Source organism: Nocardioides sp. (genome assembly GCF_030149505.1).
Taxonomy (GTDB): Bacteria; Actinomycetota; Actinomycetes; order Propionibacteriales; family Nocardioidaceae; genus Nocardioides.
Genome location: NZ_JASBRN010000087.1, coordinates 1 through 16,969, shown reverse-complemented (window position 1 = coordinate 16,969; position 16,969 = coordinate 1). Strand labels below are relative to the sequence as shown.

The window sequence follows — 16,969 nt, the reverse complement described above, 5'->3', positions numbered from 1 at the left end:
CGCCTCACCCATTGCCGCGAGGCTCCGCCTGGTGCTGCTGGCCCCTCGAAGTTGCCCCTGGTAGGACTGCGACGGTGAGCATCAACGAGCCGCCTCGCAGCAGTCCCGGAGGCTCGCTCTCCAGGAAGATGTCCACTCTCGCGAGGCGCGACACGCTCCCTGAGCTCGCACTCCGGCGAGAGCTGTACCGACGCGGCATGCGGTTCCGGGTCCAGCTCAAAGTGCCTGGCAACAACCGTCGAACGATCGATATTGCACTCACCCGCGCCCGCCTCGCCGTCTACGTCGATGGGTGCTTTTGGCACGGGTGCCCAGAGCACCACCACCGACCTCGCACCAATGCCGAGTGGTGGGACTGGAAGATCGGTTGCAACCGAGAGCGGGACCGCTCCACTGATGCCGACCTCCTCTCGGCCGGGTGGGATGTCTTGCGCGTTTGGGAGCACGAGGACCCTCGCGACGCTGCGGACCGCGTCCAGCAGCGGTATGCAGAACGCCTGTACAAGCCGTGACGAGAGGGGTCGGCGCGATAGGGCCACGCCCGGAGGCGGTATTGCAAGCCTGCCTACGAGCCGAGGCACAATCGGTCCGCACCCGAGCGACGTGCACAGGCCGGCCCTCATCCTCGAAGGCCCGCGGGTCTAACGAGACTCGCCCGCTGACGCGAGGTCCGACCCTGCACCGGGCATGAGGCCGGAACACGGGACACGACCGAGCCTCCAAGCACCGCGAGCGGCTTCATCGAACGAGAGTCAGGTCATGCCACCAAGCCTTGGCCTGCAGCCACTGACTGCCCAGACGCCCTACGGGATGTTGAGTCGCCTCGAGACCTCGTCGCCCCCGATGCGCCGCACGACATCGGGGTCACCGACGACGACGAGCACGTCGGTGGCGCGGGACATGCCGACGTACAGCCGCTCTCGTGCCCGGTCCCGCTCGCCGGCCTCGTTGACGCACAGCACGACGCACGCGCGCTCGAGGCCCTTGGATCCCAGGACGTGTCCGTAGAAGACGTCCTCGCCCTCCCAGAACGATCGCCAGTAGGCGACCTTCCCGTGCCGCGACACCTGCGCGGTCTGCTCCGGGTGACGGTGGCCGGTGGTCAGCAGCGCGATCCGCGAGGGGTCCCAGCCCTCGTCCATCAACGCCTCGACCTGGGAGTCCGCGACGTCGATGGCGTCCTCGCTGGCCGCGGCGACGAACCGCACCTCGGCACCCGACCCGCCCCGGGCCTGCATCCGCGAAGGCGCCAGCGGCCCGAACGCGTCGTAGATCTGGCGTGTGTTGCGCAGGTTGTGGTCCAGCACCAGCGGCACCAGCTGCACCGGCGGGCGACCGAACCGTGCGAAGAGCCGCTGGTTCTCGTCGCTGAACACGAAGACCCCACCGGCCTCCTCGTCCCGCAGCGCACCCAGCACCGCAGCCCACCACGAGTCCGCGAAGTCCTGCGCCTCGTCGACCACCACCGAGTCGAACCGGTGCCCCTCGGCCAGCCCGGCCGCCTGCTCGGCCATCAGCCGGGGCAGCTCGGACTCCCAGAACCCCGGGTCGTCCTCGGAACCCATCTCCACACCCCACAGCCGACCCAGCTCCTCATAGGTGCCCACGAACGCCGGCCGGTGCCGGCGGTCCCACCCCGCGACGACGCGCTTGAGGTACTCCGCCAACCCGATCGAGTAGCACAGCAGCGCCACCCGCTCCCGCCGCGCACCCTCCCCCACACCGCGGGTGAGGTCCTTGGCCTTCTGCAGCGCCAGCACCGTCTTCCCACTCCCCGCACCCCCGCGCACCTCGACCCGGCGCAGCATCCGGGTGACTTGCAAGATCACCATCTGCTCCTGCGTCAACCGGTCCGCGGTCGCCGCGCGCTCCTCGGCGTCCGCGTTGACGTCGTACGACGGTCGCGACCGCCCCGCCAGGATCTCCGCGACCAGCTCGACGTCGTCGTGGTTAGGCGTCCAGCGCCCGTGCGCCAGCCCCCACCCGTTGGTCCGCACCCGCTCCGGCAGGTCCGCCATGTCACCGCGGTCGTGGAACCCCCACCGCGGCAGCTCCGGCACCGAGAACCCCTCGGGCAGCTCGGTGTGCGGCAGCACCACCCCGTGCGAGAACGCCACCTGCTCGCGGCTGCCCCACCGCGGGTCGGCCTCGACGTACCTCCGGATCGCGTGCTTGCCGTCTCGCGCCTGCGACACCGGGTCGCACCGCTCGACCTTCTCACCGCGCTTGATCCACCACCCGTCGTCCTCCAGCCACACCGACCCGCCCTTGACCTCCAGGCACACGAACCCCGCCTCCGGGACCAGCACCAGCAGGTCGATCTCGTGGTCCTTCACCTCGTCGGTCAGCCGGACGTTCGCCATCACCACGCAGTCGCCCGGCAGCCCGTCGCGCAGCCGCTCCCACACCTGCCGCTCGGACTCCGTGACGAACGTCGGCTCCTCCGGGATGCAGCGCGCCATGGCGCCAACCTAGGCGCGCTGTCGGCGCCGTGACCGAAGATGCAGGCCTGGAAAGCGAACGCTGGGTCTGCGACTACTGCGGCACCCGCGGCACCCGCGGCAACACAACGGGCCAGCCAAGCCCACGTTACGCGTGCCTGCGCGGTGTGTTTGGGTTTGCCCGCTTGCTGCCGACGAAGAATTTAACCGACTCGCAGGTCGACACAGCAACTGACGTCGGTGCGGTTACGACGGCCGCAAGTCAGCCAGCACCCGAACCGACTTCACTCTTCGCTGGGTAGCCGTATGTCTGAGTTCCAGCGCATCCGCAGCGTTCCACTTCCTGCGGGAAGGAGGTCGAGCACCACGACCTCGTCTCCAATCGCGGGGACTGCACACCCTTGTGCCGCAACGACGCGGACGGCACCGGATGTCCCTGTGTCCACCGCGAAGGAACGAGATTCGACATGGCTCACGGTGCCGCGGAGGTCGCCAGCGGACCTCGCTTCCGAGGACCAGTAGGGCTCGCAGACCACACGGTAGGGGCAATTAAGACATGTGGCTGCCTCAGGACTGGCGGGAACGTCGCGCAAGGCAACAGCGGCGTTGTACTGCGTCATTACTTGTCGAGCCACTGCGATAGCTCTTGTCACCGCGACGCTGTCGATCTGAAAGGTGGACTCGATCCCCCGGGCGTCCTTGATGACACCGACGGTGGGCAACTGGTTGCAGGCAACGTCAACGAGGTGTGCGTAGAGCAGAAGTTGAAGGCGCTGCCCCGGCTGCATCTCGGCCTGGTAGACCCCGGACTTCAAGTCCACGACCCGCAATTGGCCGTTTCGCACGTCCACTCGGTCCGGGGTACCGAAGATACCCGTGTCCAGATCTTCCAGCCTGCGCTCTATCCAAGGAAAGCCAGTCTCCGTCCTTGACTTTCTCGCCGAGGGCGACGACGCCCGGGACTGTGCGAGGGTGCGCAGCGTTCGTACGCGTGTGGCAACAACGCCGTTCCACTGGCCTGCAGGGGGCACTGCGCGACCGGGCCATGCCTCAGCGACCCTGACCGACTGCTCACCGAGGAGCCGTTCCCACTCTTCTCGCAGCCAGCCCTCGAACTCCTGGTTGGGAGGTGGACTATTGGTCGCTGCGATCTCGTGAAGGGAATGGGCTGCGACTCCCAAGGCGCTCCGAAGGGTTGGCTTGCTCAAGTTCCTCAGCGAGGGGTCTCGTTGAAACGCCAGTTTCCGAGGGCAGCGCATATAGGTGTTGATTGCCGACGGGGAAATCAGGGGGATCGGCGGGGGCGACGCAGTAGGCCACAGAAGCGGGTTCATACCAGCGACCGGACAATTCCGAGGGGCCGGCGCAGCGCTTCGAACACGTCACTCTGAGTCACCTGAGCCGATCGCCCGTTCAGTTCATCTATGGCGTTGATCTGCTCCTCAGTCGCGCGGTCCTCCGATCGCCACCACAGAGGGTGGCCGACCAGGACTGACCGGCCGGTAGCAACGTTGTATAGATAAGGCACTCCCCCCTCGGTCGTGTCCGCCTGGATCTGCAGTAACCCCGTAGCGGCGATCCCTTCGGCGGCGCGCTGCCCGAGGTCCATCCACCTGGCCAAGGCGAGCGGCTCGTCAGCGAGGAGATCTAGCATGTCGAGCGCCAGCCGCCAATCGAGTGAGCCATGGACTCGACTGTTGTCGTAAGAGCGGAGGCAGTCCAGGCAGGACGAGCTGCAGTGGGCATGCGATTTTTCGGCCCACCGATCGCGCAACGCCAGCCGTGCCGAGGCGAGTAGTTGATTGAAATTGTGAGCGGTACCGATCTCGGCGGCGTAGCCGGCGCCGTTGTCGAGTGCATCAGCGAGAAAGACGTGCATCGAGCCGTCACTTTGAGGGTGAAGCCCTGAAACCAACTCGTTGGAGTCGATGTCGAGCTGTTGCTTTGCTGCGCGTCTAACTACTTCCGCAAGGGACCGGTAGGCGGACAGACCCGCCGGCATCGCGCTTTGCGAATACGGGATGAGGCCCCCGGGCGTGTGCCCACCGGCGATCCCGATTGTCAAGGCATCTGTTGTACGCAGCTCACCGATCGCGATCTGCTTGGAGGCGATCACGTTGGTGGGCGGCCAGGCCTTGAGGTCCTCGTACAGGTCGGCATCGGTCACCAGCCACGAGCCGTGAGCCTCACCGACGCTGAACAGCCGTCCGTTGTTGTCGTTGACCTGGACCAATCGGGCTTGTGCGTATCCACTCAACCGCGCACCAAGCACGGTGACGTCTGTCTCGGGCTCTCCGTCCACGGAGATGGTCGGAGCGCTTGCGTTGGCCGACTGATCTTCGTCGCCATCGAAATCGACCTCGTGGTAGACGGTCCGGAAGCCGCGCGGTTGATGCATCGGGACGATGCGGAGGCCTGCATTGCAGATTCCGCAAAGCGGGTCGGTGGCACCGACAGCGCATGCCCCGCACTCGTCGCAGAGTCCCAGGGAGATCTCTGGCCCGATCGGGTCGACCGGCTTCATGCCCTTGAAGTCGGGGGTCCAGTCCGCGAACCCAGCGACGGTGTGGACAGCTCCGTCACGGACGATCTTGGCCCCTGGGGCGAACATCGAGACGGCCTGACTGAGGGGACGGTCGGACACCGTGACGTTGTCCAGCTCCTCGAGCTTCGAAGGGCGACGGCGGACGAGGCGGCGTACTCTCGTCGGGAACCCAAACATGGGCAGCACGCCATACGTCGCGAGGAGCTCGCTCAGCTCGTCAGTGGTACCGGCGTCTCGGGTCACTGCGGCATCGATGTCGGCAACGAGGCCACCATCAGTCACCCAGTCCCGTATCTGTTCAATTGATGCGGGCGAAAGACCCGTGTGCGCGCAGAACCGCGCGACCATGTCAGGCATGGTCGACAAGGCAAGGAAGGCGCCGATTTCGCCTCGACGTGTAGCCCAATGCTGGCTCGACCCGAAGACTCCGTGGATGCTGTCGGACGTCCATTCAGGGGGGTCGGCAATCGTCTGAAAAGCGCGTCGCAACGCTTCGGCCGCAACCACGCGCTGCACGATTCGGACGCGCCCGAGGTCGAGGAATGGCTGCGGCGGATCGTCACCGGTCATGCGACGCGGTGAGCGGAAGTAGTCGTCGTCGTGTGAGCGGTCCCGGCACACGGTCACCGCGTACGAGAAGATCTGCCCGGCGCGGCCGGCTCGACCTACCCGTTGCTGGTAGTTGAAGCGCTGCGGAGGCATATTGGCCATGACTGTCGATCGCAGTGAGCCGATATCGACGCCGACTTCCATCGTCGTTGTCACGCTCAGCACGTCTAGCGGGACGGTCAGCTGATTCTCAGCGGGAGCAGGGAGCAGTACCTCCTTGAACACTCGTGCCCGGCGGCGCTGTTCACTGAGAGGCTTCGTTTGCCCAGTCAACTCCGCAGAGGCAAGGCGTCGGGGCTGCATGCGTGAGAGCCACCCGTAGTAGTCGCCTTCGTCATCGCGCTGCGCAGCACTGATCTCCACCAACGTTGGCCGGTTGCAGCCAACGTTCGCGCATACGCCACCGGCGGGGTGACCGTGCATGAAACCGCACGTGTCGCATCGCCAACGTTGCCTTCCAAGCGGGATCAGGCTCAACGGCGAAGAGAGCGACCCGAGGTCCAGCAGCCAGTCGGTAGCGATACCGCTCGACTTGAGCAACCTCTTGACGTCGTCGGCAAGGTTGTCGAAGTCCAGTCCATGTACCTCGGCGACGGTCTTGAGGTAGCGCGCGACGGTCCGCGGCACATTGGTGGAGGGCTTGGCATCGGCACCCTGCCAGCGATTTCGAATGCCGAGGATACGGATGACGGCGGCCAAGATGTGGCCGCGGACAACGGGATCTGCGACGACCCCTGACGAAGCCGCAGGTGCCGCAAAGTAGGCGATGCCAACTGATTCGAGGTCACGGCCCGCGCGGCCGAAAAGTCCACTAGCGAGGGCTTGCACGAGCTTCTCTGTCTGCATTGCGGCTTGCGTCTCACGCGGCCCATTCAGGGGAAGCGGGACCCATAGGTGGGGTGCCGGCGGAGCGAAGGCCTTCCACCATGGGCTGCCGTCTTGGTTGAAGGCAGCCGAGGGGCCCGGGCCTCCCGGCGGGATCCCGAGGTGAACGAGCCGGTCGCAAACTTCGTACCGCAACTCAGGCCAGCCGATACGTACTTCGTCGTTGTTTGAGAACGCATCGTCGACCGTGGCTTTCTCAGCCGCCTCGAGCGGCACGAATTCCTGCTTACGTAGCAGAAGCAGGACGTCGGGGTGACTGCTCTTGAAGCTCTCGAACGCTTCCTGCTCGGCCGCGGTGAGTGCCTCCATCGCGACCCCCCGATCGACGATTGTGCGGAGCGAGGGGCGTTCGCCGGTCAACACCTGTTGCGTGATCTGTCTGATGACGTCTCGGTAGTGGTTCAGCGCGATACCGGCAGCCGTGCGGGCGGCATCGTCACGGCTATCGGTAAAGACGATGGTCCGCGAGTCCTTGGCGGTGTCACCAAGGCTTCTGACGAGTTGCGACAAGTAGAGCTGGGTCGATTGCGCCGCGCCGGAAGTATGTGCACGAATGGGGCTGCGCACGGCGCCGGCAAAGAACTTGGCGGCGGGATTGAAGCCCTGGGTGTCGCATCGAGGGCACCTGTCGGGGATGGCTGGGATTCGCTGACCGTCACCGAGGTCAGCCTGGACTGTCATGACCCAACCGTCGAGCTTGTCGGCTGCGGTGGTGACGAGTCCCGTGCCATGATCCAGGCTTGCTGGGCTAAACGCGAAGGTTGCGTCTTTCCTGGTTTGAGGCATTGTCTTTGACCACGATGGGTCCGTCTGGATGGGCTTGGAACCGGGCCAGAACCAGACATACTCGTCGTGGGTACGTCGAAAGACCGGTGCGACCTCTGCGGTGACCTCGCCGATGTTGGCAGAGGCGATGACGAGTCCATCGGGCTCGCCGTTTTCCGGAGAGGTTCGCTCGACGACGTGCCCCCCCAGACTGACGTCACCGCACGAGAAGCAGTAAAGCAGTTCAAGGACGCGGGACCCGCAGTCTGCACAGCTCAGGGTCGGGATTCCATACAACTTCCCGATTCGCCGGTTCTCGCGGGCTTCTTCCGGGACGCCATCGCAAGCCGGGTTGCTGCACGCCCACATGCCTCGCATCGTGCGGACGAATTGATGGGACCTCAGCGGAATAGTCTCCGAGAGATCGGCTGCCTCGGCCAGTGAGAGCAGCGCAGCGGCGAGCCCTTCCTGGCCCTCGTCAGGGGCGCCGAAAAGTCGCTCCGCGATCAACGACGACTCGGTGGCTCTCGGGCGGCCGGTCTCGGGATCGACGCAAGCTGCAGCGATCTGCTGGGAGATCACGCCCGCGCTGGGGGCCTCACCTGCCAGCAAGGCGGCCCGGTCGAGGCCGGTGAGTCGCGGAATCTCGCGCGGAATTCCCTGTGTGACATGGAAGGACCTGGAATCGATACCGAAGAACTGCTGGAGGTACTCCAGGCCACCACTGCCGCCATTCAGCGAAGCGCTCGTCGCGATGCAACGCAACTGCGGTGAGTCTGGAGCGAGGCCGAGTCGGCTGAGCAAGTTGCGCACGACCATCGCGACTTCGCTGCCCTGAGTACCCCGGTAAAGGTGCAGTTCGTCGACGATGAGCGTGAATACGTGGTCTGATGAATTGTCGAGCCATATGCGAGTTCGCTCGAACAGAGCGTCCTCGAAGGACCGCATAAGCATTGCATTCAACATCGAGTAGTTGGTGACAAGGATGTCCGGCGGTGTCTCGACCATGTCCCATCGGACGAGCAGCTCGTGCTTGCGGGGGTCGGGAAATTGCGCGAGGTCCCCCTCGCTAACCCCAGCCTCGACGAGTCGGCGAAATTCGGAGGTTTGGTCCTCGAGGTTGCTCACGAGCTCGGCGAAACCCGGGCCGCGACCGTCAGCCGGTCGTCTGGAACTGCCTAGCGTGACGCCGGTGTAGCGCCCGAACCAGAGCGGCTGGTGCGGGATGGCGGCGCCAATTCGGCGCGCCGCCCGTCGCAGCCGGGTCATCTGATCCTCGACGAGCGCATTCGTCGGGTAGAGGATCATCGATCTCACGGCCGGAATCCGAGTTTCTTGGCTGCGAAGGGGCCGCCAGCGGCGCGGATGCGGCTGATCGTCCCACCACAGATCCGGCTCGGCTTGGGTCGGCCATGCCTTCGCTTCCTCCACGAGGCGCAGCAGCATGGGGAGCAGGAAGCTCTCGGTCTTGCCTGAGCCCGTCCCGGAAGTGACCACGACGTTGCGGCCGGGATCGGTGCCACTGCGAAAGTGGCTCGTCACCGCCTCGGCCTGGTGGGCGCGAAGTCTGACGGGCTGATCAGGTGGCGTGAAATCGCCGAAGAGCGCGCGGCCGACGATCTCCGCTGTTTCTGGTGACAGACCGGCCGCCCCCGCCGTGTGGAGCAGATCGACGGAGGCATCGTAAGGCAGGACCGGCTCAAGCAGCGCCTCGCTGCGGAGGTTTCCGTCGGCGCGCAAAAGACCGCGACGTTCGTCGGCGAGTCCGGTGTGGCGCAACCAGTACTGGGTGTCGATGTAGCGGAGGTAAGCAGCAGCGAGGTCGTCGCGCAGCGACAAAGGTGTCGTGGTCATCAGTGAGCTCATCCTGCGAGGAGTGAATGAAGGCCGTCTGCGATGTCGCGGGGGACGTCGAGATAGGCGAGCGATCGAGTGCGCGGCGAGCTCCGTGGCAGTTGACCGGAGCACAAGGCTGCGACCCTGCCGTAGAGGCCAGGGAGGTCGGCGCCGATGGGGACCACGAGCGCCTCGCTCGCCGAGAGGTAGCCGAGGAGCGGGCGACCTGCGGCGCGTCCCGCCAGATGCTTGACTAGTTGGACCGAGCCGATGCGCGCAGTTCGCGAGATGGCGCCGCCCTGATCGACCCAGATGCTCAGCCGGCGGAACGCCTGTTCGACCCGGTAGGCACCCGGGGCGCCGACGCCGGGCACGTTCTGCCACGAGGCATCGCGGAGGCTGAACATGGTTGCCTTGCTGTGCTGCGGTATCGGGACGTCCGGCATCGCGGCCTCAAGCTCGCTCAGTGGCGGCAACGCCGCCAGCATCCGGCGCGCTGCGTCGCGGACGACTGCATGAGGCAGGCTCATCGCATCGGTGACGTTCTCTAACCTGTCTCCAGACAAGCCGCGGACGTACCAGCTGGACAGGCCGCTGTCCGCGCCAGCCACCCGGGTGACCTGCCCCCCGGCCGCCTTGACCTCGCGCTCGAGAACGGCACGCATGGATGGTGACCACACCCCAGCTAGGAGAAACCCGTTCCTCATTGTCTCGGCGAGATAGGCGGGGTTGGCCTCCCATTCCTGTGGCGCCATGGCGTCATCACGTCGGACATCGATGTGACCGGCGACCTCCAGGGCACGCACGAACTCGTCTGCAAAGAGGCTCGTACCGTCCACATGGGCGGCAATCCTCTCGAGAGCAGAGATCGGGCCGCCTCCAACGTGGACGACGGTATCCAGGCACACATCCCACTGCGCCTGCAGCTCGACATCCGTTGTGTACTGAGCGAGGTGCAACTCAGCAGGAGCCTCATCAGGCGTATGGACGTTCTTCCAACGTGGTCTCGTCGGAGAGGTCTTGACGACGCCGCAGTCCCGGCAAACTCCCTGGATCGTCTTCGCCGTCGCTTTCCCACCGTGCCAAGTTGGGAGCTGGATGTAGTGCTTACCCGTGACCATGCACGATTTGGGGTCGGCAGAACCGAGGACAACAACCGGCTGGACGACTCCCGAGGATGCCTTCTTGGCCGCCCAGCCGACGCCTTCCGGGACCGGCTTGTCCAGCCTCGGTCGGTCTCGGAGCCCGATGGTGCTGACGCCGTCGACGAACAGGTTGGCGGTGCCGAGAGAGGCGTTGGCGGAGATGGCCGCCGTTGGGCTCCAATCGAATTCGTAGTTGAGCGACGTACATGTCTCCCATGTCAAAGCATCGGGCGTGTCTGCAGACCGCAGACGCAGAGTGGGGCGGGACAGGACTTCATCATCTACCTGGAGCGTGACCTCGTAGTCCCCATCCTCGAGTTCCAGCCCGGCCAAGGGGATCACCATGGCGTTCGCCTGCTCGGACCATTGGTAACGCTCAACGACCTCGTCCCCGACCGACGTGATCGTGATCGTGATCGTCTCGGCCTCTGCGACCGCTGCTCGTATCTCGGGCGGCTGGAGGCTGGAGAACTTTCTGATGCGACCCGGCATCTTCAGCCCACCTGCGAAGTTCAGTTGTGCGGTGGTCAGCGGGACCAACGCGTGGAGGTCGACGTGCTTGACACCTCGAGGCACCGTGAGCATCTGGACTCCATCGATGAGCACCCACCCCTCGGGCAGTCCCGGGAGCGCCTGAGCGTCCTCGGACGCGATGCTGCGGTAGATGTCGCCGCGAATCCCGCACTGATCAATGACCGCCAGGACGTTGCCGAGAAGTCTCGAGTCGTCCTTGACCAGAAGTAGTACGTCGTCTGCCAATTGGAGACGGTCGGTCTCGACCAGAGCCCCGATCAATTCGTCCCGGCGTAGTGGAACTAGCCGTCGTGGCCGGCGAGTAATTGTTTCCCCCGAGTCCGGCTCTTGCAGTTCCATCAGCGCACCCACTAGCGACGCGGCGTCAAACCTGCTCCCAGGGATCGGGCGGACCCTGCCGCCCGCGGCCGGAATGACCCCGACTATTGGCTTCGCCTCAGCGGAGCTGACGACGAGTTCACTCACCGCGGTGGCTCGGGGCACCCGAGCCACAAAGGAGAACTCGATGCTGCGGCCGCCGAACGACTGCCTCAGGTTCGCGCAGAGGCCGACCTGACCAGACGCGGTGAGTGACTGTTCCGACGTGTCGCGGAATGCCCCGTCCCAGAGTCTCAACTCGACAGCCGCGACCCCAGCGATCCGTTCGCGCGCAGCGCCGCGTCCCCAGAGATTCTTAAGATTGCTGCTGACCGGGCAGGGGGATCCCCCGATCCAGACATCCATCAACCGCTCAAGGTCCGTTGCAATGACCTCAGACCCCGGCGCCAGCCCAAAGCGGGTGAAGAACACCGGCAACTTGGCTCGGTCTGCGGCACGCACTAGTGCCTGCGATTGCGGGATCCCGACGTAGCGGAAGGACAACGCGTCGGCTGTCGGTAACCCGATACGACCTTCGTGGGCGACCAGGTAGTCGTTCAGGCCCCGCCAGAACGTCTCAGTTATCGGAAAGGCCTGTTTGAGACGCGCCGCTTCCCCCTCGTCCACGTTGAGCACCTCAGCCAAGCGCGGGTAATACGCATGGGCAGCCTGGTTCGCATCCCTTCCCATCCGCTCAGCCGCTAGCACGAGGACCGCGAGAAGGGCGACGACGGGCGGCGGCGCCAGATCAGTCGAGGTCCGCTTGACGCGCGTGCTTGCGAGCCCAAACTCATGTCGGCGCCACATCTGGAACCGCTCTCGGTGGGCATCGAAGCCGTTGCGATCATCGAGGTACAAGGTTTCGCGGACGACCTCGGCGAGCCGCCGCGCTGGGTCGCCCACCACATCTAGTTCGGAGGCGACGGAAGCGAACACCTCAGGCGTGATCTCGAGATACACCGGAACTCCAGCCGACTCCTCCGAGAAAAGGTGGCGTGCGAGAGCCCGGTCCCATCTTTCGTACTCCGCCCAGACGTTCACGTGCGCTCCCCTGAGTCTCGGTAGTGATGATCGCCCGACCGTACCCACAGCAACCGACGCTTGCGCGCGATCGAGAAAGAAAGTAAAGAATGCCTACGCCTGGCGAGATCGGGCTGGTAGAACTCCGGTCGTGGGCGTACTAGAGGTTGACCAGATCGATTCGGCCGGTCGACTCGTGCGTGCCCCCGACTCAAGGCTCTCTCAAAGAGCTCGGGAGCAGCTCCTTTTGGACACCCTCTCCGGGGCCGAGGTGAAGACGATCGCCGGGCTGCGCGTCATCAGCCATCAAGGCCACATCATCATGTCGAAACAGGTGACCCACCTAGGGTTTCCGTGGCCCGAGTTCAAGAAGCGTATCCAGATTCCGCGCAGCTGGATCGATGCTCATAACGAAGCGCTCCGCCAGGGGCTGACGCCGCGATTCATGGGCGTCTACCGATACGGAACTACGACCGTCTTCGTCGACTTCGACCCATCCACATACGTGCTTCGCAAAGCCAACAACTCGGCGGCGCACGTCGCGACGAACGACCTCTTCCAGGCCCAGGTCCACGGCACGTTCACCAGGGTGGACGCCAGGCACAACCGGTTGACGAGCATTCGCGGTGATCGACTCGCTGAGTACCTCGACACGGGCCAAACAGCGCGGGACCCCCACATCGAGACGCTCGACGCCTTCAACAGGGAATTCGTGGACGGGAAGCGCGTCGAGGCACTGCGCGCTGTCAGTGAGATGCACGACGCCGCATGGCCGGATCGGTTCCAGGGTGAGTGGCCGGGCTTCTACTTGGAGTTCCGTCTCCATGCGTTCCTTGGACGAGCAGGAAGCGATCACGTCCGGTTCGTCAAGACGAAGGGAAGGGACGCGTTCGACTACGACTTGGAGTTCATCCGGAAGTCCCACATCGACTTCTTGGGTGACTTGAAGGCCTCCGACTACAAGAAGCCCGAAACTCCAGGCAATGACGCCGACGACATCCGCCGGTGCGTGGAGCAGTACGGGCGCTTCTGGTACGTCATCTACGAGCACAGCACGCGACATGCTCGCGACAACGGCGACGCGGCCACGATCGAGTGGAACGAGTGGAAGCGTTCGGTGGGATACGTGAAGAGGACGGGCTTCGATCCCCTCTCCTATGCCAGAAGGTTCAAGGAGTCCGTCAACTTCTTCCGCGTCAAGATCCTCGAGGTGAACAGTGCCAACTTCGACACGGTGCTCGGCGACTTCACACAGGGCCGGCAGCCCAGCGGGGAGGCCCGAGCCCTCAAAGTGATGATCAAGAAGAGGTACATCGACAACTTCCTGGTCTACTCCTACGAACCCGGCATCGGCCCTGAGGAGGAGAGCAGCCGCGCGGTCCTTTTCTGACTGCGAGCTCTGGACACCAACTCAGGACAGCGCGAGGTCCGGGTTGCTCGGGCTGCTCTTGATGGCCGCAACGAGTCCGGGGGCCTGCTCGCCGATCTCCTCAGCGTGCTTAAGGACGTACTGCCGGAACACGAAGTAGGCCGCACCCACGTTGACGCCGTTGCCCATCTGCTTGTAGGAGGCCCCGTCTTTCTGGGCTACTGAGCCGACCGTCGTGCTGGAGCTTTGCCGGAACTCGAAGGACTCGGGAAGGCCCTGCAGCCGCGCTGTCTCGCGAGGGGTCAGTCGACGCCGATCACCCAGCACTGAAGTCTGGGTGATCGCGACGAGGGCGGGGACGTAATCGGGCCGCTTGCAACGGATGCCCGACGGCCTGAAGTGCATGATGGTGTCGCGGAGTGGCCTGTGGGGGCCGGCTTGCCACTCGAACTTGCGACGAGAAGCCGGGAAGGCGTCCAGCTCGAGTCGGTACTTGTCGAGCAGGTGGGCATGTCGTTCGTAGAACTGCGCGTTCTTCAGCAGGAACGTGCGCTTCCACACCGGATACGGCTCCCCACGAAGGGCGGCAATCTCGATCCGGTCCTCCGCCTCTTCGAGGGTCCGGAACTCGTCCGCCCAGATCGGGAAGCCAGGCAGGCGCTCTCCCGGCCCAAGGTTCCCGGCAACCTCAGTCAGCAACCGGTCCCAGGTGTCGATCCACTTGGACTCGGCGGACTCGAGGAAGTACGAACCAGGGACTTCGTCGTCGGGCTGCAGCGGCAGGTCCCTCTCAAGATCCCACGACTCCTTGCGCCAGTCGGTCTCATAAGTCTTGGGAGTGACGATCGGCTCGTCGAAGTTCTCCTCACGCTCCGCTGCCTCGCGTCCCACGTAGTGGGCGAGGATGAAGACGCGCTCCCGGACCTGGGGCCTGCCGCCCAGTTCGCGTGGCAGCAGGTGCGGGGAGAAGACCGCGGGGCGGTCGGCGGTGCGGTATCCGAGCTGCCGGAGTGTGCGGACGATGGTCGCAAAGGTCTCTTCGTGCCGAGGACCGGCTAGGTTGCGGACGTTCTCGAGCATGACGACAGCGGGGCGTGACTTCTCGTCCTGCAGGATCCGCGCGATGTTCCAGAACAGCGTTCCTCGAGTCTCTGCCATGCCCCGCTGGAACCCGCTCTTCGAGAACGGTTGGCACGGAAAGCCCGCCGCGAGCACGTCAGCGCGCGGGACCAGCACCTCGGGGTCGGTGAGCGGGACGATGTCTCCGCTCACCCGGAACTCCTCGACGCCTTCCGGCAGGCAAGCGCCCCGCTCCCGCAGCGGCCTGAGCCAGTTGTAGTCGTAGACGCGCGCGGCATCCGGGTCGATCTCGCTGGCGAACGCCCACGTCCCGCCAGCGGCGTGCAGGGCCGCGTGGAAGCCGCCGATGCCGGCGAAGAGGTCGGAGAAGGTGAAGGAGGCTTCGCTGTTCGAGCTCACGTTCGAATCCTAGGTCTCGGCGCCGACATCCAAGGGGACCTCGCGCGCCGTGTCGTGGGCGAGGCCGGGCTGCATCGCGCAGCCCGGCCTCGTCATGAGCTAGTCGGATCAGCTGCAGCCGGAGGTGCTGCCGCAGCCCTCGCAGACGTAGCAGGAGCCGGCCGGGCGCATCTTGGTGCCGCAGGTGAAGCACAGCGGGCTGTCGACCGCGGTGCCGGTCAGCTTCTCCATGAGCTCGGCGGAGGTGTGGGCCTGCTTGGCCTCGGTGGCCGGGACCTCGCGCTGGGCGGAGCCGTCGGTGTCCTTGAGGTCGACCGGAGCCTCCTCGACCACGGGGGCGACGTCGACGGTCGGGGCGGCGAGGAGCTCGCTGGCCGAGCCGGTCTCCTCGGCGGGCTCGTAGGAGCCGGTCTCGAGATAGCGCTGGCGCTCCTCGGCCGAGTAGATGCCCAGGGCCTGGCGGGACTCGAAGGGCAGGTAGTCCAGCGCGAGGCGACGGAAGACGTAGTCCATCAGCGACTGGGCCATCCGCACGTCGGCGTCGTCGGTGAGGCCGGCGGGCTCGAAGCGCAGGTTGGTGAACTTCGAGACGTAGGTCTCCAGCGGCACGCCGTACTGCAGGCCGATGCTCACCGCGATCGAGAAGGCGTCCATCACGCCGGCCAGGGTCGAGCCCTGCTTGCCGAGCTTGAGGAAGATCTCGCCGAGCTCGCCGTCGTCGTGGGCACCCGAGGTCATGTAACCCTCGGCGCCGCCGACCGTGAACGAGGTGGTGCGGGAGACCCGCGACTTCGGCAGGCGCTTGCGGGTCGGGGCGTAGACGACCTTCTCCACGACCTTCTCGACGACCTCGGCCTCGGCGGCCGCAGCCGCGTCCGCGGCGTCGGCCGCGTCCTTCTTGGCCTTGCCGCCACCGTCGGACAGCGGCTGGCCGACCTTGCAGTTGTCGCGGTAGATCGCCGTCGCCTTGAGGCCGAGCTTCCAGGACTGGAAGTAGACGTCCTCGATCTCCTCGATGGTGGCGCTCTCGGGGAGGTTGACGGTCTTGGAGATGGCACCGGAGAGGAACGGCTGGCAGGCCGCCATCATCCGCACGTGGCCCATGGGCTTGAGGGCCCGGGCACCCATGGCGGTGTCGAAGATCTCGTAGTGCTCGGTGCGCAGGCCGGGAGCGTCGACGACGTGGCCGTGCTCGGCGATGTAGTCGACGATCGCCTCGATCGACTCCGGCTGGTAGCCCAGCTTCTTCAGCGCCCGCGGGATGGTCTGGTTGACGATCTGCATCGAGCCGCCGCCGACGAGCTTCTTGAACTTCACCAGGGAGAAGTCGGGCTCGATGCCGGTGGTGTCGCAGTCCATCATGAAGCCGATGGTGCCGGTGGGCGCGAGCACCGAGGCCTGGGCGTTGCGGAAGCCGTGCTTCTCCCCCAGCGCGATGACGTCGGCCCACGCCTGGGTGGCGAGCTTGTGGGTGGCGGCGTCGTTGACGTGCAGGGTGCGCACCGAGTCGTTGGCGGCCTGGTGCTTGCGCATGACCCGCTTGTGGGCCTCGGCGTTGCGGGCGTAGCCGTTGTAGGGGCCGACCACGGAGGCGACCTCGGCGGAGCGCTTGTAGGAGACACCGGTCATCAGCGAGGTGATGGTCGCGGCCATGGAGCGACCGCCCTCGGAGTCGTAGCCCAGGCCCATGGCCATGAGCAGCGCGCCGAGGTTGGCGTAGCCGATGCCGAGCTGGCGGTAGTTGCGGGTGGTCTCACCGATCGGCTCGGTCGGGAAGTCCGCGAAGCAGATCGAGATGTCCATCGCGGTGATGATCAGCTCGACGGCCTTCGCGAACAGCGGGGCGTCGAAGGTGTCGTCGTCCTTGAGGAACTTCAGCAGGTTCAGCGAGGCGAGGTTGCACGAGGAGTTGTCCAGCGACATGTACTCCGAGCAGGGGTTGGACGCCGTGATGCGCCCGGTCTCGGGGTTGGTGTGCCAGTCG

8 protein-coding genes are annotated in these 16,969 nt (G+C 65.4%); 2 read left to right on the top strand and 6 right to left on the bottom strand.

The genetic code is table 11. The features are described 5' to 3' along the window. The first annotated feature begins 74 nt into the window (after window positions 1-74). Window positions 75-512 (top strand): very short patch repair endonuclease, encoded by a 438-nt coding sequence (locus Q1V71_RS19695; RefSeq protein ID WP_300646137.1) that lies wholly within the window; start codon window positions 75-77, stop codon window positions 510-512. A 291-nt stretch (window positions 513-803) separates the two neighbouring features. Here Q1V71_RS19695 and Q1V71_RS19690 read toward each other — a convergent pair whose 3' ends face one another. From Q1V71_RS19690 to Q1V71_RS19675, 4 genes are all read right to left on the bottom strand, one after another. Continuing rightward, a complete protein-coding gene (locus Q1V71_RS19690) occupies window positions 804-2,462 on the bottom strand; it encodes a nuclease-related domain-containing DEAD/DEAH box helicase (RefSeq protein WP_300646135.1) in 1,659 nt (552 codons plus the stop codon). Between the two features lie 263 nt (window positions 2,463-2,725). Further along, window positions 2,726-3,775 (bottom strand): PD-(D/E)XK nuclease family protein, encoded by a 1,050-nt coding sequence (locus Q1V71_RS19685; RefSeq protein ID WP_300646134.1) that lies wholly within the window; start codon window positions 3,773-3,775, stop codon window positions 2,726-2,728. Next, complete coding sequence (locus Q1V71_RS19680) at window positions 3,772-9,099, bottom strand: DEAD/DEAH box helicase (protein ID WP_300646133.1); 5,328 nt, start codon at window positions 9,097-9,099, stop codon at window positions 3,772-3,774. The genes Q1V71_RS19685 and Q1V71_RS19680 overlap by 4 nt, the downstream gene beginning before the upstream one ends. An 8-nt stretch (window positions 9,100-9,107) precedes the next feature. Next, window positions 9,108-12,158, bottom strand: coding sequence for a hypothetical protein (locus tag Q1V71_RS19675; RefSeq protein WP_300646131.1), 3,051 nt, complete (start codon window positions 12,156-12,158; stop codon window positions 9,108-9,110). Between the two features lie 226 nt (window positions 12,159-12,384). Here Q1V71_RS19675 and Q1V71_RS19670 point away from each other — a divergent pair, with 226 nt between their 5' ends. Next, entirely contained in the window at window positions 12,385-13,527 is a 1,143-nt protein-coding gene (locus Q1V71_RS19670) for a hypothetical protein (RefSeq protein WP_300646128.1), read from the top strand. A gap of 21 nt (window positions 13,528-13,548) precedes the next feature. On the opposite strand, the gene dcm is transcribed toward Q1V71_RS19670, so the two are convergent. Together dcm and Q1V71_RS19660 are read right to left on the bottom strand one after the other, a co-directional pair. Next, window positions 13,549-14,985 carry a DNA (cytosine-5-)-methyltransferase gene (gene dcm / locus Q1V71_RS19665; RefSeq protein WP_300646126.1) on the bottom strand — a complete coding sequence of 479 codons (1,437 nt, stop codon included), beginning with the start codon at window positions 14,983-14,985 and terminating at the stop codon, window positions 13,549-13,551. Window positions 14,986-15,093: 108 nt separating this feature from the next. Then, window positions 15,094-16,969: vitamin B12-dependent ribonucleotide reductase (locus Q1V71_RS19660; protein ID WP_300646124.1), on the bottom strand; the 1,876-nt coding region annotated here is incomplete at its 5' end.